Origin of the sequence: Flavivirga spongiicola, from assembly GCF_030540825.1 — a bacterium.
In the GTDB taxonomy this organism is placed as follows: domain Bacteria; phylum Bacteroidota; class Bacteroidia; order Flavobacteriales; family Flavobacteriaceae; genus Flavivirga; species Flavivirga spongiicola.
Genome location: NZ_JAUOEO010000001.1, coordinates 756,853 through 778,451, shown reverse-complemented (window position 1 = coordinate 778,451; position 21,599 = coordinate 756,853). Strand labels below are relative to the sequence as shown.

14 protein-coding genes are annotated in these 21,599 nt (G+C 32.3%); all 14 read right to left on the bottom strand.

What is annotated here, in order from left to right:
- Position 1: 1 nt before the first annotated feature.
- Positions 2 to 1,957 (bottom strand): protein-disulfide reductase DsbD family protein, encoded by a 1,956-nt coding sequence (locus tag Q4Q47_RS02905; RefSeq protein ID WP_303305156.1) that lies wholly within the window; start codon positions 1,955 to 1,957, stop codon positions 2 to 4.
- A 137-nt stretch (positions 1,958 to 2,094) separates the two neighbouring features.
- Positions 2,095 to 2,541 carry a protein-disulfide reductase DsbD domain-containing protein gene (locus tag Q4Q47_RS02900; protein ID WP_303305155.1) on the bottom strand — a complete coding sequence of 149 codons (447 nt, stop codon included), beginning with the start codon at positions 2,539 to 2,541 and terminating at the stop codon, positions 2,095 to 2,097.
- 61 nt (positions 2,542 to 2,602) lie between these two features.
- Positions 2,603 to 5,407, bottom strand: coding sequence for a M16 family metallopeptidase (locus Q4Q47_RS02895; RefSeq protein ID WP_303305154.1), 2,805 nt, complete (start codon positions 5,405 to 5,407; stop codon positions 2,603 to 2,605).
- A gap of 313 nt (positions 5,408 to 5,720) precedes the next feature.
- A complete protein-coding gene (locus Q4Q47_RS02890) occupies positions 5,721 to 7,097 on the bottom strand; it encodes a TlpA family protein disulfide reductase (RefSeq protein WP_303305153.1) in 1,377 nt (458 codons plus the stop codon).
- A 1-nt stretch (position 7,098) separates the two neighbouring features.
- Positions 7,099 to 8,469 (bottom strand): TlpA family protein disulfide reductase, encoded by a 1,371-nt coding sequence (locus tag Q4Q47_RS02885; RefSeq protein ID WP_303305152.1) that lies wholly within the window; start codon positions 8,467 to 8,469, stop codon positions 7,099 to 7,101.
- Positions 8,470 to 8,621: 152 nt separating this feature from the next.
- Positions 8,622 to 10,154, bottom strand: coding sequence for a TlpA disulfide reductase family protein (locus Q4Q47_RS02880; RefSeq protein WP_303305151.1), 1,533 nt, complete (start codon positions 10,152 to 10,154; stop codon positions 8,622 to 8,624).
- Positions 10,155 to 10,447: 293 nt separating this feature from the next.
- Positions 10,448 to 11,977, bottom strand: coding sequence for a RagB/SusD family nutrient uptake outer membrane protein (locus Q4Q47_RS02875; RefSeq protein ID WP_303305150.1), 1,530 nt, complete (start codon positions 11,975 to 11,977; stop codon positions 10,448 to 10,450).
- 11 nt (positions 11,978 to 11,988) lie between these two features.
- Positions 11,989 to 15,555 carry a SusC/RagA family TonB-linked outer membrane protein gene (locus Q4Q47_RS02870; RefSeq protein WP_303305149.1) on the bottom strand — a complete coding sequence of 1,189 codons (3,567 nt, stop codon included), beginning with the start codon at positions 15,553 to 15,555 and terminating at the stop codon, positions 11,989 to 11,991.
- Between the two features lie 151 nt (positions 15,556 to 15,706).
- Complete coding sequence (locus Q4Q47_RS02865) at positions 15,707 to 16,861, bottom strand: FecR family protein (RefSeq protein ID WP_303305148.1); 1,155 nt, start codon at positions 16,859 to 16,861, stop codon at positions 15,707 to 15,709.
- 218 nt (positions 16,862 to 17,079) lie between these two features.
- Positions 17,080 to 17,670, bottom strand: coding sequence for an RNA polymerase sigma factor (locus Q4Q47_RS02860; RefSeq protein ID WP_303305147.1), 591 nt, complete (start codon positions 17,668 to 17,670; stop codon positions 17,080 to 17,082).
- Between the two features lie 181 nt (positions 17,671 to 17,851).
- Entirely contained in the window at positions 17,852 to 18,136 is a 285-nt protein-coding gene (locus tag Q4Q47_RS02855) for a hypothetical protein (protein WP_303305146.1), read from the bottom strand.
- Positions 18,137 to 18,241: 105 nt separating this feature from the next.
- A complete protein-coding gene (locus tag Q4Q47_RS02850) occupies positions 18,242 to 18,748 on the bottom strand; it encodes an SRPBCC family protein (protein WP_303305145.1) in 507 nt (168 codons plus the stop codon).
- A gap of 96 nt (positions 18,749 to 18,844) precedes the next feature.
- Entirely contained in the window at positions 18,845 to 20,110 is a 1,266-nt protein-coding gene (locus Q4Q47_RS02845; RefSeq protein WP_303305144.1) for a thioredoxin family protein, read from the bottom strand.
- Between the two features lie 64 nt (positions 20,111 to 20,174).
- The gene (locus Q4Q47_RS02840) at positions 20,175 to 21,599 is read right to left on the bottom strand and encodes a RagB/SusD family nutrient uptake outer membrane protein (RefSeq protein WP_303305143.1); all 1,425 of its coding nucleotides are present in this window, start codon (positions 21,597 to 21,599) and stop codon (positions 20,175 to 20,177) included.

Sequence of the window (21,599 nt, the reverse complement as noted above, 5' to 3'; positions counted from 1 at the left end):
TTTAAAATTTTGAAATGCCATTTTTTAACCATGAAAGGTATTCTTCAACATCTGGTGTATAGGCTACAGGATCTATTAAATTATCTTCATTATGGTCCATAAGAACATAAAATGGTTGAGAGTTAGCTTTATATTTAATAGTTTGCAGTTCACTCCATTTTTGTCCAATATATTTTAGCTTCTTCCCTGGTCTTAATTTTGAGTCCGTAACCTCGTCTGCTTCTAACTTTCGTTTGTCGTCCACATACAATGAAATTAAAACAACATCGTTTTTTAGTATTTGTAAAACCTCAGGTTTTGGCCATACGTTCTGCTCCATTTTTCTACAGTTTACACAGGCCCATCCTGTAAAATCTATCATAACTGGTTTGCCTATTTTTTTCGCATAAGCTAACCCTTTATCGTAATCGTTAAAAGCTAGTATATCATGTGGGGCTAATAAATGGGCGCCTTCTGGTAAATCATCATGGGATGCTGATGCTGATCCTCCTCCTAATTTAGTGAAGCCTACGCCATAAGGGGATTCGCTATATTCTTGTGGTGGTGGAAAAGCACTTATTAAGTTTAATGGAGCACCCCATAATCCTGGAATCATGTAAATAGTGAATGACAATACGATGAGTCCCATGCTTAATCGTCCTACCGAAATATGTGTTAATGGTGAATCATGTGGCAATTGTATTTTTCCAAACAAATAAAAGGCTAAAGCTCCAAATATGGCAATCCATATGGCTAAAAATACTTCACGTTCTAACAAATGAGCTTGTAATACCAAATCAGCTTGTGATAGGAATTTAAAGGCTAATGCTAATTCTAAAAATCCTAATACTACTTTTACTGTATTTAACCAGCCTCCTGATTTTGGCAAAGAGTTTAACCATCCTGGGAAGGCTGCAAATAGTGCAAATGGTAATGCTATGGCTAATGAAAACCCTAACATACCTATTATTGGTGCTAATCCTCCTTTTGATGCAGCTTCTACTAATAAGGTTCCTACAATAGGTCCTGTACAGGAAAAAGACACTATCGCTAAGGCTAAGGCCATAAAAAAGATACCAATAAGACCGCCTCTATCTGCTTGTGAATCTACTTTGTTTGCCCAAGAGTTTGGCAACATAATTTCAAAGGCCCCTAAAAAGGAGACTGCAAATATGACTAATAACAAGAAGAAAATAATATTAAACCAAACATTTGTGGCTAATGCATTTAGAGCGTCGGCTCCAAATATCCCTGTTACCGCTGTTCCTAATAATACATATATTACGATGATACAAATACCATAAATTATAGCATTTCTAATACCTTGGGCTTTGTTTTTACTTTGCTTGGTAAAGAAGCTTACAGTCATAGGTATCATGGGAAATACACAAGGGGTTAACAATGCTGCAAATCCTGATAGAAAGGCTATAAAGAATATGGCCCATAACCCTTTTTTGGACTCTCCTTCTTTTGGTGCATCTTTTTCTGATGTATTGTTTTCTGCAACTTCCTTATTTTCTACAGTTTTCTTATCCGATATAATAAACTTCAGATCAACTTCTGTTGGTGGTAAGCATTTCTCATCATCACAAACCATAAACTCTACAAAAGCATTCAAAGTAGATTTATCGCCTAGAATTTCAACTTTCTGCTCAAATACGGCACTGTTTTCGAAGTATTTAATTTTCATATTAAAAACCGGATCGTCAACAGTATGACCTTCTTCTTCTGAGGTATTGCCAATTATTTTAAATGCGCCATTGGCATCATCATAAATAAAGCTAGTAGGAATGGGACCGTCTTCGGGTACCGATTGTGAATATAAATGCCAACCTGATTCAATGCTTGCTTTTGAAATTAATTTGTACTCAGTTTCCGAAAGCTTCTCTACAGATGTTGACCACTTTACCGGTTCGTGAATTTGGCTATTTACAAACCATGAACTTAATAGAATAATAAATAAAAGCGTTTTTTTCATTTTTATTGTTTTAAAAAAGGGTTGTTGTAACAACAACCCTTTACATCTTCCTTTTGTTGAGTGACTAATTCAAATAATTTCTTGTTAAGAAAACAAGGTTGAGAGAAAGATTATATGGTTAGTTTAAATTATTACAGTTATTTTATTTCAAAAACTAAATCAACTTCTTTTGGAGGTAAACATTGGGTGTCATTGCATACCATGAATTCAACTACAGCATTGACATTAAACTCTTTTTTACCTTTTAGTTTTATACGTTGTTTAAATGATGCTTTTTTATCAAAATATTTAATTTGCATTTCAAAAACAGGATCAAGAATTGTATGACCTTCTTCTTCTTTAGTATTTCCTTTTTTTAGATAATTGGAATTACCTTCAAAAGTGAAACTTGTTGGAATCGGACCATTTTCAGGAACACTTTGAGAATATAAATGCCATGCTCCACTTATTGTGGCGATAGCAAGCAATTCATATTCCGTATCTGATATTTTTTCTACAGATGTAGACCATTTTACGGGGTCATGAATTTGTGAAAATGTAGTGGCACTAATAGCAAAGGCAAATATTAAAAGTAGTTTCTTCATTTCGTTTTTTTTATGTTATTTCCAAAAATAAGGTTAAGGACATGTTTATATGTAACATGTGTTACTTTAAAGGCTTAATTATTATTTCATATGTTTCAGCATTTAAAAGCACTTTGCTAACAAAAGATTTTATGTCATCAACAGTTATAGCTTTCACAATAGCTTCAAAATTTTCTGGACTGTTCATATTATATCCTTCTCTAAAGTAATTAATAAGTAAGCGCATATCATATCTGTTATAATCTTGTTGTTGCTTTCTCTCTTTTAAATAGTTAGTCGTTGTTTTATCTAAGTCTAACTGATTAATGTCACCATTTGCAATTTTCTTTAGTTCTTTATGAACTATAGCTACTAATTGTTCTACTTTGTCTGGATTACAATCAAAAGTAACATTAATTGAGGCTTCTTGAGTAGGTTTTTTGGATATATTAGCATAAGCACTTGCTCCATAGGTTCCGCCTTCTTGTTCTCTTAAGGTTTCGGTAAATCTTAATTTTAGAATATCGCCGACTGTTTGTGCTATTAATTTATTCTTTAAACTATATTTAAAATCATTCTTATAAGCTATTCTTACAGAACTTTTAGGGTCTTCCATTTTTAAATATACATCTTTATCAATAGATGTACTTACCCAATCAACCGAATTATCTTTCCAGGTTTCAGTGGTACCATTTGTTGGAATACTTGCAATATACTTTTCTAATAAAGGTTTAAGCGTTTCTTTTTGAACATCCCCTATTATAAAAAATTCGAAATCAGATGCATTATTAAACCTATCTAAATAGATTTCCTTAATTTTTTCAAAAGAAATATCATTCGCATAATCTGTCGTAAATAAGCGTACTTTTGGATTATTTTTTCCGTAAAGCGCAACGGTAACACTATCACTAATTTTTTGATTTATATCATTACTTCTTCTAATAATATAATTATCAATATTACCCATAAGTACTTTAAAAGCATCATTGTCAAAACGTGGTTTTACAAAACGTAAATGCACCATTTGTAACATGGTTTCAATGTCTTTTGTTACTGAAGAACCGCTAATACTTTCTGATAAGCCTGAAACACTAATACTTGTTGAAGCTGTTTTTCCTGCTAATACTTTAGTTAAATCTGTTGAAGAATAATCTCCTAAACCAGACATGCCGACTAAGTTGCCCATAAGGTTAGCTGAGGGTAAATCTTTGTCTTCTATTAAAGATGTACCACCATGACTTAAGGCGTTTAATTTCACATCATTTTTATTTTTATTAGCAAATTTATAATGTACTGTAATGCCGTTACTTAAAACAAAAGTAGTTGAGCCTAAAGACTTATTGTTACTTTCTTTAGTTATTTTTCCTTCTTTAATCTTTAGGTTAGAAATAAGTGTTTTTCCAGAAAATCCATCTGAATAGGGAATAAGTGTGTTATCGTTTTCTACAGTTTTAATAATCTGTAAAGCATTTTCCTTAGTTAAATTATTATTTCCTTTAACACCTGTTACTGTTAAAAATCTGTTTTTTGCTGTATATAATTCTTTAAGTCTGTTGTGAATTTCTTTGCTGCTTAAAGCATCAAATATCGTTTCTATGAGCGCATAGTTTTTTGCGATATCTGTCATAGCAGCATTCTCTAAATAGTTTTGTTGTATTGTTGAAACGATGGCTTGATGAGATTTATCATCCTTTTTACTTATTTGAGTTTTGTAATAGTTTTTAAACTGAAGCATAGCCCGGTTTATCTCTTCGGTAGTAAATCCAAATTTTACAGCACGATTTACTTCTTCTAACGCGGCTTTGAAAGCTTTATGTTGCTCATTTGGCTTTGGATAAACCCTAACATTGAAGGCATTTGTTGATCTAGAATGACTGCTGTAATCAACTTGCATTGCCAAAAATGGCGCATCTGGTTTTTGAGTAATCTCACTTATTCTAGCATATAACATACTTGTTACCAGATTGTTTAATAGAGATTGCTTTAAATCTGCAACGGTTTCATCTGTTAAAGATTTAGGATGTCTAATACCAAAACCTATTTGCGAGGTCGTCACTTCTTCATCCATTGCTATGGTATATAGCATGGCATCATTATCTGGAATATTTACTATAAAACGCTCTTTTACATGGTCCACTTTAGGGATTTTTGAAAACAGCTTTTTTATTTTTTGTTCCATGGCATCCACATCAATATCGCCTACAATAGCAATAGCTTGCAAATCTGTTCTATACCAGTCATGATAAAAATTGCGTAAAGCTTTGTATTCAAAATTATCAACGATATCCATCAAGCCAATTGGCAAACGTTTGGCATAGATTGTATTATTAAACATGGTAGGCAATGACTTTTGAAGCACTCTCATACCTCCATTTTGTCTTGTACGCCATTCTTCTTTAATAACCCCTCTCTCAGCATCAATTTCTTCTTCGGTCAATAATAAATAGTTTGACCAATCATGTAATATTAATAAGCCTGTGTCTATTAATTCTGGTGTAGTAGGAATATTATTTATGTTATATACGGTTTCATCAAAAGAGGTATAAGCATTAATATCTCTTCCAAAAACGAGCCCATGCTTTTGCAATGTGTTTAAAATGCCTTTACCAGCAAAATTTTCGGTGCCATTAAACGCCATATGCTCTAAGAAATGCGCCAGACCTTGTTGTTCGTCATTTTCTAGAACAGAACCAACATTTTGAATAATATAATAACTGGCTACATCCTTTGTAACGTCTGTCTTGTGAATGTAATAAGTCATGCCATTGGGCAAAACACCTTTTTTAATACTTTGATCTATCGGTAACGGATCATTTAAATTTAAGTTTTGTGCTGAAGCATTAAAACAAAAGGCACTAACTAATACATGCACTAAAATACGTTTCATCTATAATTATTTTTTTATTAAAACTGTTCTGTATTTATTACTAAGTCGACATTTTATCTATTAACCCCTATAGAGACTTTGTTAAAACTCTCTTAAAAAAAAATTATTAAAAAAATGCGCAAGTTATTTTCGTAAAAATATTTAATACTAGACTGTTAAACATAAGGAAGATTCCTTATTTTTAAGTGCTGTAAAAATTCATTTTTTTTATGGAAGCCTCAAGGAGTTCTTTTCGGTTAAAAGAATCATCTTGGTCAGATTACTCGATGTGATTTATAATCAATCGAAATAATCAAATCTTCATTGAATTTTTTTAAATTTTTAATTCATCAAATAATGCAATAAGTTTTTCATCAGAAGGTCTTGGTGCATTTGCCTGAACAATGTTTCCATCTGGATCTAAAAGAATGAATTGAGGAATTCCTCTAATTTTATAAGCGTTTATAAATGCTGTATTAAAATCGTTATCTGTTATTAGTTGAATGCCTCCTAATGCTTTATCAGCTATCATTTTTTTCCATTTATCTTTATCCTTTTGTTGATCTGTTGAAATACTAACAAAATGAATATTTTTATCGTGATACTGTTCTTCAACTTTTTGTAAAAACGGAATTTCATATTTGCAAGGTCCACACCAGGTTGCCCAAACATCTATATAAACATACTTCCCTTTTAAATCGTCTAACGATGTGGTGCCTCCTGCATAGTTTTCATAATTTTCAAATTTAGGAGATGGTTGACCTCTATCCAATACCTTTAGTGACTCAAACAATTCTTTTACACTAATTATATGTTTTTCGTTAGTAGATGCATTTAAGAATTCTTTTAAATCCTTGTCTTTGTCCTTAGACATTGGCAATCTCATCGAAATATTTTTATACAATTCTGCATTTTTAATGATTTTACTTTTGACTTCTATCAATGCTTTAGATTGAGCTTCGGGATAAGGCAACGAGTCTTTTTGATAATAACTATAAGCTTTTTCTCTTATATTTTGACTAACCATTTGCTGATAATCTGATGAATACAAGTAATCTTCACCATTATCAAAAGTTATTTCAGATAATTCTTTTTTAAAAGCATCAGAGGCTTTGAAATCTCTGTTTTTGTTTAAATAACCATACATTCTTTCGTAATTACCTTTTTTAGCTAATCTTCCGTAATTAATGGCGCGTATTTCTTTAGTTTTTATGTCTTCAGGAATATTTTTTACCAATTCTAAATGATGCTCTAAGTCTTTTTGAAAATCTTTTATTTTGGTTTCAAATGTAGCTTCATCCATATTATAACTTGCCTCTCTATCCATCATGAAATCATATTCTCTTCCTGATTTATATGCAAAATAATTATTCAATTCTTCATGGTCTCCTGACATTTTCAATGTACTTGAAGACTGTGTAGCGTCAACATTTAAATTAATATTTGAGCCTTTAGATAAATAGGGAGTAAATCTAACCTGCTCGAAGCGTAAATTATACAAGCCATTTTCTTCTATATACAATGTATCTGAAAAAGCGCCCGTATCTTTTACATTGATCGTTTTTGTATACCCGTTTAAAGAATTTATATTTAGCTCACCGCCTTTGGTGTTACTAATGTTTCCAGATAGAAGCACATAGTCGACAGGTTCTTCTTTTTTACAAGACCAAAGAACTAAAAGTGCTAGAGCAAGTGTTACATATTTTTTCATATTATATATATTTATTAATTAATTTTTCTAATTCTCCACTTGATGGCAATGGAGCAAAGACATCAACGATATTAAAGTTTTTGTCGATCACAAAAAACCTAGGAATACCTGCCACTTTATAATCTGACAGTTGACTTCTATTGATTTGCAATTGGTTTCCAACCACTTCATTTTTTTCAAAATAACCACGCCAAACTTTTTCTGTGTCTATGGAAAGTGAAATCAATTCAACATTGTTGTTTCTGTGATATACCTTCTCAAGGTCTTCAAAAAATGGTTTTTCTTTCATACAAGGACCACACCATGTTGCCCATAAATCCAGTACAATAACTTTGCCTTTGTAATCACTCAATTTAATAGTGTTTCCGTCTAATTTTGTAAAGGTAAGATCGGAAGCAGGATTTCCTTTTGTAATGGTTTCATATTCAGCTTGTAGGTTTTGCAATACCGCTCTATAATCTTGATTTGTAACTTCTTGTATCCCTTCTTTTAATTGGTCTCCTATCTGATTTGAATACCCATTAAATTTTAACGTGTTTACAAGTTCATTGGTTACAAGGTAATCCTGTAAAATGGTATTCAATGCAGGAAGTTCATGTATAGTCTTAAAATCTTTTTCTTTTAATGAATATAATAAAGATTGAAACACTTCTAATTGCAAATAATTTGTATCATTAAAATCGTCTAAAAAAGGCTTTTTAAATGGTATAAGGTATTTGTTTGCTTCTTCAATTTTCACATTCATCTCTTCTTGAGTCATTTCACCCTTTCTCACTTTTCCATAATATAAATAGAACAAGTTGTTCAATGAGTTGACATAGTCGAATTTACTACGGGCCTTTTCCAATCGTTTAAAATCTTCTGAAACATTGGTTAAACCATTAAGTTCCAACATACGATTATCTATCGATTGTTTAAATGCTTCAGGCATGTCCTCAAAGGTCTTTATTTTTGAAGAGATGTCTCTGTCTCCCCAAAAAGATCCACCTTTTGGATAAGGTACATTTCTTAAATAGTTGTTGGCTTCTGCCCCTTTTCCACTAAAAGAAGCATAAGTACGATCTCTGGTATCTAGATTAACAACTAAACTATCGCCAGGAGACAGGTATAAAAAAGTACGTCCTATTTGAAAATAGGTTGGCTTATCTAATTCAAAGCGGTACTCAAAATCTGTTTTATCTTGTAATGGAAAGGATTGAATATCTTCTTTAAAAAGCATAAACTTTGAAGATACATTGCCCATATACAAGGTGTCTTGATCGTAATTAACTATAGAGCCTTTTAATATTACAGTTTTGTTTTTCTTAGTTGGTATTTCTTTACAGCTGAAGCTGAAAATGGTCAATATTATTATGTAAATTGATTTTTTCATTTTTCTATTGTTATTTATATGTCATAAACTTTGCAAGATACCCTTATCTTAGGTTTCTTAAATTCTAGTTAAATTTTAAGTTGCTTAATCTACAGATAAGTGAAAAATCTGAAAATTAGATCAAAATACCATAGAGTTGAGGTCTTATACAATCAACCGTTATCTCTATTTAGAAGTGAAGCGATCATCTCTTCCAATACGTCTTGATTATGTTCATTTGTTCTGAAATTAGAAAACATCAAATTACCATTACGGTCTATAATAAAGTTCATTGGTGCAGCGCCGCGGTTATCAAGATTTCCTTTGTCACGATCGGGATAATCCTCTAATGGGATAAAGCTATAACCGCTCGATTTCATAAAAGGGATGACATAATCGTTTTGATCTGGAACAATATTAATGCCTAAATAAACCAAATCTTGACCTTCAAATTTATCTACCACACTTTGAAAATGAGGAAATTCACCGCGACAGGGACCACATCCAGGGAACCAATAGGTGAGTAGTATAACTTTATCTTTAAGATCGGAAAGTGTGGTTTTACCTGGAGTTAAATAATTTTTCAAGGTAAAGTCTGTAGCTGGTTCCGATATGGTATCACGAACAAACCAAATATCATTTTCTATATCTTTTAAACTTTTGTTAAGCTTTAAACCATATTTTTTTAACACCTTTTTCACCCTTTTTTCGGGAGATTTAGCATAAGACATTTTAAGCGCATCATAAGCTAATTTGGTTTTTCCTGATTTGTCCATGGCTTTTGCTTTTAAAAGTAAGATCAAATCTTTGGCGTTAGACCACCTTAATGGCGTTGTGTTTTCTAAAAGAGCCATGGCTTCTTTTGAATTATCTTGAGCCATATAATCTTTAGCCTTATTTACATTTTTAGCTACTATCATTTGTGCTTTCCATGTTTTCAGGTCTCTTTCGCTCGTTGAAATGTCAACCATATTTTGAGCAAGTAAGACTGCTTCTTTTGAAGATTCTTCTAACAACAAATCAAAATAACTATACATTCCGGATGAAGACCATGAATAAGTTTCAGGCGGGAAATTATTTTTTAAAAGCTCGTAATATTCTTTTTTTTCGACTTTGTCTGACGAACGTTCTGCTAGCCAATACAAAGACTGCGCACCTCGTTCACTTTTTGGAAATTTATGGGCTACTTCCAGACTTAATTCACGGTATTTTTTTGGATTGGTATTGCTAAAAGTTCCAGCATAGTAAAATGCATAATTCGGATTATCCGGTGCTATTTCTTTGGCTCTTAATAGGTATTCACGACTTTTTTCAAAATCACCCCAACGTTCACCATCGATCCATAAATAAAAATAGGCTTTGTCTAAAGCGGGGTCACGTTCAAGAGCTTTTAATAATAAAAGTTTCGCGGCAGGAAGTTCTTTTCTATAATAGGCTTCTCCTAAGGCAAAAGGTACAGTAGCGCTTTTTGAGAATTTTTTTAACCAAATATTATATTGATCTTCTAAGGCTTCCTCCGATAAACCTGATTCTTTAATATATTGTTGATGTAGTGGTAGACTATCGGGGTACGTTTCTATGGTTTCAAGAAGTTTAGCTGTTTCAGTTTGAGCAAAAACACCGAAACTTGCTAAAAAAATCATTAACATCAATATTATAATTCCAGTTGAATTATTTATTATTACTTGTAAACTTATTCTTTTCATTAGTGTTATTTTATTAAGTTGTATTATTAAAACTTCATTATTTATACCATCCAATTGATATTTATTCGATGTATTCTTTACTTATGTTTTTAATACATAAATGAAATTCAAAATCTTTAACCTCTCATTTCAAGTTAAGGCTAACATGTTGATTTTTGTTTAGGATACACAACATGTAGCAGTAAACTAGTTTGAGTTTGAAGTTAATAGCCAACCCAATCTCAAAATTAGAGGTTAGATTAGCTATTAATAACAATAATTCTTGTATAAGTTTTAAAAACTTATAAGAAAAATTAATATTCATTCTGTTGTAAAACACCTTCAGATGCTATAATATCAGTAACAGGAAGAGGCCTTGCAAAACGTCTGGAATTTTTATCCAACGTATAATTAATAGGCGTTTCACTAGTGAGTATTGTACTAACATTGTAAGGATAAAATGTTCTGGTAATAACAATATCGTCTGAAGCATCACTATTGTTGTTAAAACGCCTTATATCAAACCACCTATGTACAAATGGCATTTCTCTACGTCGTTCTTCCAATACTTTAGTAAGCGCTTCTGCTTGAGAACCGGCGTTTAAATCTCTTAAGTTAGCAGGAGCAGCAACATCCATTCTGGCTGCCCTAAGTATATTAGCTGTAGCTATACCTCCGCTAAAGTCTCCCTGACGTATTTGACATTCCGCTTTTGTTAAAAGCATTTCTGGTACTGATGGGCCACTTAAAATATCCGATTTAAAGAAAAATATGTAACCCGGGTAACTATAAGCAGGATCTGTAGCGCCTCTATCATATGTATAATCTTCAACAATATGAAATTTATACCTCAAGTCATACGTTTGATCATAAATACTCAATAATTCCGGAGAAGGATAATAATTCCAGCCTCCATTTTCTAAGAATCGATAATAGTAAGATTCTCCCCATCCAAATTTATCATCAGGTATGGTTTGTAAATCATGAGTATACGGATAATCTATAGCCACATTTTGAGGTACCCCTCCAATAATCACAGTTGCCTCAGTAGGTATTGTAGAGAAACTCATATCTGTATTATAATTTCTTAGGGTGCTATGCTCATCTAATGCTTTTTGTGCATAATTTTGCGCACTTGCATAATCGTTTTTTGCTAAATAAAAACGTGCCGCAAAGCCATTAACAGCTGCTGTATTTGCTCGCCATATTCTATCAAAACCATTTACAGTACTTAACTCACGATTTAGCTCTAAAGCTTTCATTAAATCGGCTTCAATGAATGCCCAAGTCTCATCAAGGTTGGTTCTGGCAACAGACTCCTCAAAACTGGTACTTATTTTTATAGGTAATCCTAGCTCCCCTTTATTGGCATCTGAAAAAGGAAGGCAATAAACATTAGCGAGTTGAAAATAACTGTAAGCCCGTATAAAATGTGCTTCGGCTTCCAATTGTTTCTTTTGATTCTCATCACCACTTACATTTGGCAATTGTAATAGCACCAAATTTGCAGTAAAGACTTTTCTCCATTCTTCAGGCCAATACGGACGATCATCCGTAGAGATAAAATCAATGTCCCATGTGCCATGCTGTGCATCTTTAATACTTATTGCAGAAGGTAATCCGTCTATTAATTCCGGAATTAAAGCAAAATCGTCTGTTGTATAAACAACTTCTGCAGCTCCTTCTCCTCCAAATCTACCGTAATCATTAAACAAAGCTTCTAGATCTTCTATTGTTTCTGGTACAATTGCAGTTGTTTTTGATGGTGCCTCCTCTAAAAAATCATCACAACTAATAAATATATTGGTTAGTATAAGTACTAATATGAGCTTATAAATTTTCATAGTTTTTTGTTTTAAAAATTAAAATTCATTCCAAAAGTAAATGACTTTTGGAGCTTTAAATTCCCTATAGGATACTCTGGGTCTTCGCCAAAATCATTAAATAAAATGGTACCTATATTGTTAGCCTGCGCATAAATATTTAGAGAATTTATACCGAGTTTATCCGTTATTTTTTTGGGTAATGCATAGGATAAGCTAATCTCCTGGAATCTAATATGTGAGGCATCTGCAGTTAAATAATCCATGTTGTTATAAAAGCGATCGTAGAAGAAATAGCGCCCCTCAGAATCTGGAATTGGAATGATTTGATTAGGGTCTCCATTGGCTACCTCATTGTATTTAGTATTTACAAATGTGTTACCCCCTGTAATACCCGAATAATTAAACCCTTGTCTTCTAAACACATGACCAAATTTACCTGTTACAATAAAAGAAAAGTCAAAGTCGTAAATTTTAAATGAATTTCTCATCCCAACGATAGTAGGTGCTTTAGTTGTTCCTTGAGGTTTAAAATAATTAGTTGCTTCTCCTGGAGGAAAACCTAGTAACGTAGCTTGTTCACCATCTTCTATAAAAATACTTGGCTTTAAAATAGGATTTGCATCTGTACCTACATTTGTAAGCCCTGCATATTGGTATGACCACATGGTATTAGCATCATACCCCTCTACAAACGCCGTAGTATTATCGTTAAAGAATACTTCCCAAGCGAGGTCAAAAGATTGATAATCAGACTTAAAAAACTTTGTTATTTCATTATCGTTATGAGCAAAGTTTACAGAACCAGACCAAACAATATCATTCCCTTTTATTGGTATCGTGGTTCCTAAAGTAATTTCAAAACCTTTATTAACCATCTCACCATTATTAAATCGTTGATTTGTTGTACCATTAACAGCAGATATTGACTGGGTTACAATAAGGGAACTACTTTTTCTATTATAAAGTTCCAGAGACCCATAAAGTTTACGATTTAAAATAGAAAAATCAAGACCTAAGTTTAAGGTTCTCGTTCTTTCCCATCTTAAATTAGGGTTACCAAAACTAGAAATAGATGCTTCAATTTCTCCTGAAGATATATCAGGCGTTTGAGATAAAGAGATTAATGGCTCAAAGGAATCTGAACCAGCAAGATTTCCATTATAACCTAAAGTTGCTCTAACTTTTAATCTATCTAACCAAGAGGTACCTTGTAAAAAGCTTTCATTATGTGCATTCCAACTAGTACCAACAGACCAGAACGGATTATATCTTAATGAAGGATCATCTGCAATAATGTTAGAGGCATCTGTTCTATAACTACCAGATACTGTATATTTATTATCAAAAGTGTAAGCAGCATTACCATATAACGAAAAGAAACGTCTTGTATTTTCGCTAAATGAATGCACATTATTAGTTGCTCGAAAAGGGTAGAAAAACCCGGCAAATCTAAACGGAAAGCCATTCCATAGTGTGGCACCATCTGGTGCATCTATTTCTGCTGTTGTTAGCTTATCTCCATTATAACCAAAAGCATCTGGATTCCGAGTAAACTTTGTAACTCGTTCTGTAATCTCTGAACCCGCAACAAGACTTACCGTGTGCTTATCTAAAAAGGTACGATTAAAACTTAATTGATTCCTAAAATTATATGCATTAGTCGTTGATTCATTTTGTTGTAAAACACCTCCACTAGGAACGTTTTGTGTTGGTGCACTTGGTGAAAAATTCCAAGACGACGTTTCATTCACAAATCGGCGCACATCAAAAGAACCTTCTTTAAAATAGTTTTCGGTCTCAACTTTAAAGGTTTCATATTGTATTTTAGACGACAGATTTAGACCTTCCAAAATTTCAAGTGTTAAACCCGCCTGAATACGATAGTTTAATTGCTTTGTGTTTAAATCTTTTTCATTGATATCTCTGATAGGATTAAACGACCAGTCTGAATCTGGGAATAATTCAGTTGGAACAAAGGCATCTAGATTTGGCTTATAGTATGTTAAATAGGACATATCAACTAAACTGCCATCAGGGTTTACTAGCATATCATACGGTGCTAAAGACCTTATAAAATTAAGATTGGTGCCATTATTGTCACCATCTGTACCTTGTAGCATACCTGCAAAGTCAAAACGAAGTCTTTTATTTAGCTTTACATTAGAAGCAAAATCTATTTGATATTTTTTTGACTCAGTGCCTTTAAAAAAGGTGTTGTTGTCTTCAAAAAGTAATGTTAATCTATTTTTCATTGTTTCAGTACCGCCAGAAACACTCACATTGTATTGTTTGGTCATTGGCACATCAAGTAAAAAATCTTCTATTTGACCTCTATTGTTAGAGTCGGCCAATCTAGTAAGTGTGGCATCTCTTTCGGCATCAGTTATTCTGCCCAAACGTGCTTCATTCATAGCAGTTATTCCTAAAGAGTATGGTCTACTAACTGCAAATACACTAGCGCTTGGAGGACCTCCAAAAACACTGCCAAAAAAATTCGTATCGAAACCTCGTTGCTCATAGTCTAGTACTTCTCTAGAAGATGCCCAACCTGTGGTATAATCTATATCTAATTTTGGAGATGCTTTAATAAAAGAGGAAACAGAAACGGAAGTTTTACCCTGTTTGGCCTTTTTACTTGTTACAACTATAACGCCTCCAGCAGATCTGGCTCCCCAGATAGAAGCGGCGGCGGCATCTTTTAACACGGTAATACTCTCTACATCATTCGGGTTAATGGTTTCAAAACCACCTTCAATTGGAAAACCATCATAAACAATTAATGGTTGTCCACCAACGAATAGACTTGATTGTCCTCTGATTTCGAAATCTATACTTCCATCCGCATTTATAGTACTTTGTAGTCCTGCTACTTGACCAACAAGACGTTCTGAAATACTAGAAGCTGGTTTTTCAAGTTGTTTTTTGGTAACACCAACAAATGCTCCAGTTGACCTTTCTCTTGAAATTTCTTGATAACCTGTAGATACTATGATCACTTCATCTAAAACATCTGTTTTTTCATTTAAGACAAAATTATAAACCGTTTGTGATGCAACAATTTCTAGTGAAGACATTTCGTAACCAAGGCCTGAGGCCACTAAATAAGAGCCTATATCTGCCTTAATCGAAAATTTACCATCAAAATCGGTGGTCGTACCTCGAATTATAAAATCACTGGATATTTTTCCAGTTGCTGGTTGTCTGTTAGAAACATAAACTGTAATACCGGCTAAAGGGAGCTTATTAGCGTCTGTAATTTGTCCTGAAACATTTATACTTTGCAGATCTGAAGCTTGTCTGATAATGATCGTGTTTTTACTTGAGATATTAAATTTAAAATCTCCTTTAGAAAGACTTTTCTCTAACAATCTATTGGCTTTTATAATTCCCTTTTTTACATCAATCTTTGGGTAATCTTTAAATATATCAGACTTATAGATAAAGTTAAAATCTGTCTGTTGTTTTATAATGCTAAAAACCTCATCTATCGTTATGGTTTTATCAGTATCTATCTCAATTTTTGTGTTCTGAGAGAATACCCCGGTAGAAGAAAAGCTAAAAACAGTTGAGCAAAACAAGAATATAAATGTTCTCATAATAATGTTTAGCACGTTTTTTCTTTTAAAAGAAAGAACATTGGTTAATTTAATTTCCATAAATTTGTTGTATTAGTTAATAAGTTATTAATTAATGTTTAGGGGAAATAGAGGTTTGCTTAGTGAGATATTTGAACCTCGTTCCCTTTTTTTATTTAAAAATTACAGTGTTGTTGTTTATTTCATAGGCTATATTATTTGTGGTTATGGATTCTAAAATTTCTTCTATGCTTTGATTTTTTCTTAGTATTCCTGTAAAATGATCCTGTTTAAGATTTGAATCAACAAAGACAACATTAATATCATACCATCTGGTTAATACCTTCATAACCTTTTCAAAGGGCATTCTGTCAAAACTAAAAATTCCTTTCCGCCATGATGTTACCGAATAAACATCGGCTTTTACGATTTCGATCCCCGCTATACCGTTTTTAATTATCGATTGTTGTTCAGGGCTTAATATGCTATAAGTATTCCCATTAGTAACAGCCACTTTTCCTTCTACTAGGGTGGTATAAATCGTAGTTTCATCTTTATAGGCGCTTACATTAAATTCAGTTCCCAAGACTTCAATTTCTTGATATGATGCGTGGACTTTAAATTTTGCACCGTTGTGATCGGTACTGGGTGACACATCAAAATAGGCTTCACCATAAACAAGTTCAACGACCCTAGTTTCACCTTTAATAAAGTTTACAGGGTATTTAAGTTTAGATTCAGAGTTAAGCCATACTTGTGTCCCATCAGACAGTTTAACAGCATATTGTCCTCCTCTGGGAATAGTTAAATAATTATATACTATTTCTGGCTTTATATTTTTTGAATCGTTATAGACCAATTCCTCTCCGTTACTACTTAAGTTAGCAGCGATATAAGTTTGACCTTTTTCTAAAGCTACTTCTGTACCATCTCCTAGAGTAAGTGTTGCTTTATCTGTACCAACTTTAATATTATTGTTTACAATTATGGGCTCAACAATTTCTGAATGACCTTTGTTAAAAATAAAAGCTAAAGAAATTAGTAGGACTATAGAAGCCGCAACGCCGTATTTGAATAGTGCTTTTTTATAAAAAGGAATAACTTTAACAGTTTCAGTATCTTCGTCTTGAAGCACTTCAAGAATATTGATAAGCATTCTATTTTTAATGGTACTTTCAGGACCTAACGTTTCAACCCATTCATGATTTTGTTGAAAACTTTCATAATAATTTACAAGTTGTTTTACCTGTTCAAGAGTGGTTTCACCATTTAGATATTTTTCAATTAACTCTTGAAAATCTTGATTATTTACATCATTCGTATTCATTGATTTTTAATTTCTAGTTTTGGGTTATATATCTATAGTGTCTATAAAATCGGGTATCCCCTAAATAAAATCAGGAAAATTTTAATTTTATAATTTGTATAAAGGAAAAAGGCGTGTTTTATTCCAGTAATTTCAAATGGAAAATGGTACTATAAAAAGTTTAAAACTGAAGTGCTTTAAGAAGAAAAACTATAGCCTATCAAAGCTATATTCTGGACTCAATTTAGGTTTTGACTTATAAGATACAAGATTTCAATGCTAAACGAGTGACCTAATGACATCTTTAAGATTTTAAGAGCATTTGTAATGTGATTTTCAACCGTCTTTGTTGAAATATTAAGTTGTTCAGCTATTTCTTTATGGCTTAATTGTTCACCTCTACTTAACTTATATACTTGCTTGCATCTTTGGGGTAATGTTTCTACTATGGCATCAATTTGCTCAACTAATTCTTGATGCATGAGCTTTGTTTCTGGCGTTGCATATTGAAATCGTTTATTTAAATCTTCGAAAAGTTCTACTCTAATAATTTTGTTTTTTCTAAACTGTGAAAAAACTTTATACCGTGTACAGGCATATAAATAACTGTTTATAGAAATTTTGATTTGAATTTTCTCTCGACTATTCCATAAATCGATAAAAACATCCTGGATAATTTCTTCACATAATTCATTATCTTTTAATAAATTATAAGATGAGATAAACAAAGGTTTCCAATAGGTGTTATAGAGCTCCGTAAGCGCTTTTTTATCTCCTTTTTTTAGACGATCGATTAGTATATCATCATTTGTTTTTGAATTACTTTGCATGGATAGAATTATCTATGGCAAAAGTATGTAATTATTTTATATAGGATTTATCCTATCATTTTCTAATATGAAATTCTTAGATGGAAGCTTGTATACAACATGTTATGTCTTTATATAAAGAACCGAATAAAACTGTAAAAAGAAGCGATTTGTTATGTTGCAAGCGTAAATGGAAGGAAAATTATGCAGAACGTGATTTAAGTTTATTAAAAATGATTTTAATAGCCACTACAACGGCAAGTGTAAAGATGCCATATAATACATATGATAGTACAGGAGTATTGTCTTTCGTTTCAATTTTAATTGAAGGCTGTAATTCTATCCAAGCAATGGCTTCTTTAGGGATGATAGCGCCTTCACTACTTTCAATTTTTGTTGCAATATCCAGAATTTTATGAGCTGGCACAATATCAGCTGTATCCTTTGCTTTTATTTGATCTTGTATGTTTTCTACAACTGTTTTCATATCATGCCTGTGGCCACAAAAATATATTTTTATATTTTATTATCTTATAATGAGCTTAAATATAACTATTAAAGTATTGTTAATATTTGATTTGTATGTTAAAATTTAATTTTCAAAATATAGTTTCAAACCTTTAAGTAAGGTTTCGAGTTCTTTTTTAACCTTTCTTTTAACTTGATTACTTTCTTTTTCACTATTAAGGCCATAATATGATTTCAAAGTAACAAAGCATTCAAAATCATTGGCTCTATTAATCTCAAAAACGTAAAAATACCTTGAAAATATTTTGTCTGAAGTTAAAACTTTAAAACCTATTTTTTTAAATCTAGGTGCTATAACTTCCACTTCTTCAGAACGCTGTGTACCATCTTTAAAAACCACATCACGTAAAGAACCTAATCCAATTCCTTTCGTTGTACTTTTAGATACTATTTCCGAGCCAAATTCTGATAGATTTTCAAACTTTAATAAATACTCCCAAACAGCATTTACGGGTGCCTTTATTTTAATGCGATGACTAACATTTGGAGGAATTTCTTTGGCCGCTGCCATTTGAGAATGCCCTACACTATATGTTAAAAGGATAGCAAATAGAATATAAATATGTTTCATCTTGTTACTATAAAATATACTTAATAGTTTTTAAAAACTTCCTGAAAATGCTTGAAATTTGCTTTTCAGGAAGCCTTATAATTTATCAATTTTTAATTAGTCTTTTTTTTGGGGATCACCTCCACCGGTCATTTTAAATGCAGGTATAGAATGTATTTTAGTACCAGCAGCTTCAGCTTTCTTATCTGCTTTTTTAGCAGCCAATATAGCTAATTCAGCTTCAGACTTATTTCCTAGTTTTGCTAATACATTACTTTTTGCTGTTAAAATTGCGGCCTTATGTTCTATTTTAGTTTCTTTGCCTTCAGCGATGTTTAACCATATTAAAGCTTTAGCCCATGCACTTTCACTTTCATGGTTATTTATAATAGTATTTGCATAATGAACAATGGTACTAGAGTTTTGAGCTAAATTAAATTTTACAATATAATCTAATGTTTCAAGATATTGCACGCTATCTTCTAGCCTCTTATACTTATTAGCTAATAGTTTACCAAGTAAAAATGGTGCTTTATCATAGTTAGACTTTTGTAAAAACTTAAGTAAATTTTCCTCTTTTTCTGTCTCAAATGTTTTATCTCCGTACCAATAAGACCATGTTTGGATTTGTTTATCTATAGTTTTATATAATTTAGTATTCACTTCTTCAGCGCCATTTATTTTGGCTACTTTTTCTATGTTATTAACTAAATATTGAAAAGCTTTTGTTGAAGGGTCTTTCATGAAGTTTTTAATAATATTCCAGTTCTCTTTTTTTAAAAGGTCTTCATTTGATAGCGCACTTAAATAATTATTGGCAACTTTTGCTTCTAATTCTTGATGATATCCTAATCTTAAAGACACTAAATAATCGTACATAAAAACACCACTTCGTTCACCCGCATCAAATCGTTTTTGCAAGTTTATGGCCATCTTGCTTTCGTCTACTGCCATTTTTGAATAGTTTAAAAATTCAGCAGCACCGTAAGCACCTACTACCCGATGAATTATTTTTCCTTTTGTATTAAAATACAGTAGTGTTGGATACGCTTTAATATCCCAATCCAGCTTTAATTGAATGCCTTCTCCTTTTTCCATATCCATCTTTACACTAATGAAATTTTCATTGAAAAAAGTAGCGACTTCTTTATCCGTAAATACTTCTCTATCCATAACTTTACAAGGCCCGCACCAAGTTGTATAGGCATCAACAAAAATAGGTTTGTTTTCCTTTTGGGATTGTTTTAAAACCTTTTTCCATTTTGCTGATTTTAAAAAATTTATATGATGCTCTTGTGCATTCAAAGAGGTACTTAAAATTAGAGTAAAAACTAGAATTATTGTTTTTGATATTATTTTCATTTGTTCTTTTACGATACTCATAATTTAAGTACCAATTCTTTTAGTTATAACTGTTGAACTATGGTTCTTTAAAAATTTATTTCTGTTAATTGTAACCAGGATTTTGAACTAATACCCCGCCAGATATATCAATTTCTCTTTGGGGAATTGGAAATGTTTTTTGTTCATCTGTAAGTACAGGATTTCTTAAAGGCCTATTGGTCCTCATAAAATCAAAACGACTACGGCCTTCAAAAGCGGTTTCTATATGCCTTTCATCGTATAATGCCGTTAATAGTTCTTCTTTTGATGCAAAATCACTTTCTAGAACAGGTGTTATTCCACTACGTTCTCTTATTTGGTTTAGAAGAGAAACACTTTCTGAATTTACGTCATTTAACTGTGCCAAAGCTTCTGCTCTGTTCAACAAGATTTCAGCTAAACGTAGCACAATAATATCATCTCTTGAATCTGGGTTATTATATTTAAACGTTGTTTTTTCACCAACATTAGTTGTTGTATTTAGTGGATTCCCATCAAAAAGCAATTCTGTCCTTCTTTTGTCCGCAGGATCCATAGTATTAATAAAATCTGAATCTGCATAAAGACCTCTGTTATAATAAAATAGATTATGAATACCGAATTGAAAATTGCCCCCATTTGAACTCACAGGAAATCCAAAAATGACCTCGTCATTAAAATTAGAAACTGTACCATCTTCATTTAGTGGGAATAAGTTGCGTAAACTACCTAGTTCTAACTTATAATTAGTATTTGCTAACACTTCAGCTGAAGCATCTGCGCAAGCCTGATAATCCTTTTTATAAAGTTGTACTCTGGATAATAAAGCATAAGCTGTGGTTTTAGTTGCACGAACGCGGGTTTTTACATTATCACCATGAGACTCTGACAAATCTTCAATAGCTTCTGTTAGATCCTTAATAATTTGAGTATATACTTCGTCATTAGTGTTTCTAGGCTTTATATCCTGAGGTTCTAATTTAGCACCATTAAAAGGTGCTAATTGAAGTGGCACACACAAGCCTTCTGGGTTTCCAATAAGCGCCTTGTCTCCATAAAAAGACAATAATGCCCAGTAAGAGTAGGCTCTTAAAAATTTAGCCTCTCCTATGTGTTGCAACTCTGTAGCTTCATCATACTGGCCAAAAAGAGGTATTTGCTGTATAAACACATTGGCTACATTAATAGCTTCATAATATTCTGTCCAAATGGTTTCAACCTGTGAATTCGTCGCTATTAAGTTTCCACCATAAAAATCTGAATAAAATGCGATATCTGGTACACCAACATAGGGTAACGAAAAATCCGGTATTAAGTGAGTCATCCCCACCGAAGCTTCAAATAGCTTATAATAACCGTCTGATAATGCTTGTTCTGCATTTTGAGCCGTTGCAAATACTTCTCTTTCAACGATCACGTCTGTAGGGGCTAAATCTAACTGACTATCGCATGATACCAAGGCGAATACAAGGCAAATACAAGAGGTTATTTTTATATGTATATTTTTCAT

What these genes read in the sequence shown, in the direction of transcription:
- Q4Q47_RS02895 (WP_303305154.1), bottom strand. Translation starts at nt 5,407, where the DNA reads ATGAAACGTATTTTAGTGCATGTATTAGTTAGTGCCTTTTGTTTTAAT.
- Q4Q47_RS02860 (WP_303305147.1), bottom strand. Translation starts at nt 17,670, where the DNA reads ATGCAAAGTAATTCAAAAACAAATGATGATATACTAATCGATCGTCTA.
- Q4Q47_RS02855 (WP_303305146.1), bottom strand. Translation starts at nt 18,136, where the DNA reads ATGAAAACAGTTGTAGAAAACATACAAGATCAAATAAAAGCAAAGGAT.
- Q4Q47_RS02875 (WP_303305150.1), bottom strand. Translation starts at nt 11,977, where the DNA reads ATGAAAATTTATAAGCTCATATTAGTACTTATACTAACCAATATATTT.
- Q4Q47_RS02900 (WP_303305155.1), bottom strand. Translation starts at nt 2,541, where the DNA reads ATGAAGAAACTACTTTTAATATTTGCCTTTGCTATTAGTGCCACTACA.
- Q4Q47_RS02890 (WP_303305153.1), bottom strand. Translation starts at nt 7,097, where the DNA reads ATGAAAAAATATGTAACACTTGCTCTAGCACTTTTAGTTCTTTGGTCT.
- Q4Q47_RS02885 (WP_303305152.1), bottom strand. Translation starts at nt 8,469, where the DNA reads ATGAAAAAATCAATTTACATAATAATATTGACCATTTTCAGCTTCAGC.
- Q4Q47_RS02905 (WP_303305156.1), bottom strand. Translation starts at nt 1,957, where the DNA reads ATGAAAAAAACGCTTTTATTTATTATTCTATTAAGTTCATGGTTTGTA.
- Q4Q47_RS02850 (WP_303305145.1), bottom strand. Translation starts at nt 18,748, where the DNA reads ATGAAACATATTTATATTCTATTTGCTATCCTTTTAACATATAGTGTA.
- Q4Q47_RS02840 (WP_303305143.1), bottom strand. Translation starts at nt 21,599, where the DNA reads ATGAAAAATATACATATAAAAATAACCTCTTGTATTTGCCTTGTATTC.
- Q4Q47_RS02865 (WP_303305148.1), bottom strand. Translation starts at nt 16,861, where the DNA reads ATGAATACGAATGATGTAAATAATCAAGATTTTCAAGAGTTAATTGAA.
- Q4Q47_RS02870 (WP_303305149.1), bottom strand. Translation starts at nt 15,555, where the DNA reads ATGAGAACATTTATATTCTTGTTTTGCTCAACTGTTTTTAGCTTTTCT.
- Q4Q47_RS02880 (WP_303305151.1), bottom strand. Translation starts at nt 10,154, where the DNA reads ATGAAAAGAATAAGTTTACAAGTAATAATAAATAATTCAACTGGAATT.
- Q4Q47_RS02845 (WP_303305144.1), bottom strand. Translation starts at nt 20,110, where the DNA reads ATGAGTATCGTAAAAGAACAAATGAAAATAATATCAAAAACAATAATT.